Origin of the sequence: Paractinoplanes bogorensis, from assembly GCF_018829635.1 — a bacterium.
Classification (GTDB): Bacteria; Actinomycetota; Actinomycetes; order Mycobacteriales; family Micromonosporaceae; genus Actinoplanes; species Actinoplanes bogorensis.
In genome coordinates this window covers 1-1,337 of record NZ_JAHKKG010000038.1, presented here as the reverse complement: position 1 = coordinate 1,337, position 1,337 = coordinate 1, and the positions used below count along the sequence as shown (strand labels likewise).

The window sequence follows — 1,337 nt, the reverse complement described above, 5'->3', positions numbered from 1 at the left end:
AACCGCCCCAGTTAAACTACCCACCAGACACTGTCCCTCGACCCGATCAGGGCCGCAGGTTAGATACCCAAACCCAACAGAGTGGTATTTCAAGATTGCCTCCACCCGAACTGGCGTCCGAGCTTCAAAGGCTCCCACCTATCCTACACAATTAAATTCGGATACCAATGTCAAGCTATAGTAAAGGTCCCGGGGTCTTTCCGTCCTGCCGCGCGTAACGAGCATCTTTACTCGTACTGCAATTTCGCCGGGCCTGTGGTTGAGACAGTGGGGAAGTCGTTACGCCATTCGTGCAGGTCGGAACTTACCCGACAAGGAATTTCGCTACCTTAGGATGGTTATAGTTACCACCGCCGTTTACTGGCGCTTAAGTTCTCCGCCTCGCCCTTACGGGCTAACAGGTCCCCTTAACGTTCCAGCACCGGGCAGGCGTCAGTCCATATACATCGTCTTACGACTTGGCATGGACCTGTGTTTTTAGTAAACAGTCGCTTCCCCCTGCTCTCTGCGGCCATACCACGCTCCACCCGCACGGGGCTTCACGCGTCCGGCCCCCCTTCTCCCTAAGTTACGGGGGCAATTTGCCGAGTTCCTTAACCACAGTTCACCCGTCGCCTCGGTATTCTCTACCTGACCACCTGTGTCGGTTTCGGGTACGGGCCGCTCAGAACATCGCTAGAGGCTTTTCTCGGCAGCATAGGATCAATGACTTCACCTGAAACGGCTCGGCATCACGTCTCAACCTCAATGTGTCACGGATTTACCTATGACACGGTCTACACGCTTACCCCAGGACAACCACCGCCTGGGATCATCTACCTTCCTGCGTCACCCCATCACTAAACTACTAATCCAGAGGGTCCCGCGCTCTGCCGGCATCAGTCCGAAGACCTCAACCAGTTTTGGGCGGTTAGCACCTGAAAATTCGTCTTGGGCGTTCTTTTGCGGGTACGGGAATATCAACCCGTTATCCATCGACTACGCCTCTCGGCCTCGCCTTAGGCCCCGACTCACCCAGGGCGGATTAGCCTGGCCCTGGAACCCTTGGTCATTCGGCGGAAGAGGTTCTCACTCTTCATTCGCTACTCATGCCTGCATTCTCACTCGTATGGCGTCCACGGCTAGATCACTCTGCCGCTTCACCCGCCATACGACGCTCCCCTACCCATCCACACACCTGGACCAACTCCTCAAGGAAGCCGGCCGAGTAAAATGTGAATGCCACAGCTTCGGCGGTGTGCTTGAGCCCCGCTACATTGTCGGCGCGGAACCACTTGACCAGTGAGCTATTACGCACTCTTTAAAGGATGGCTGCTTCTAAGCCAACCTCCTGGTTG

Annotated in this window: 1 rRNA gene; it reads right to left on the bottom strand. The window is 55.6% G+C overall.

What is annotated here, in order from left to right:
* Positions 1–1,337: ribosomal RNA gene (locus KOI35_RS46945) — 23S ribosomal RNA — on the bottom strand; the annotation flags it as partial.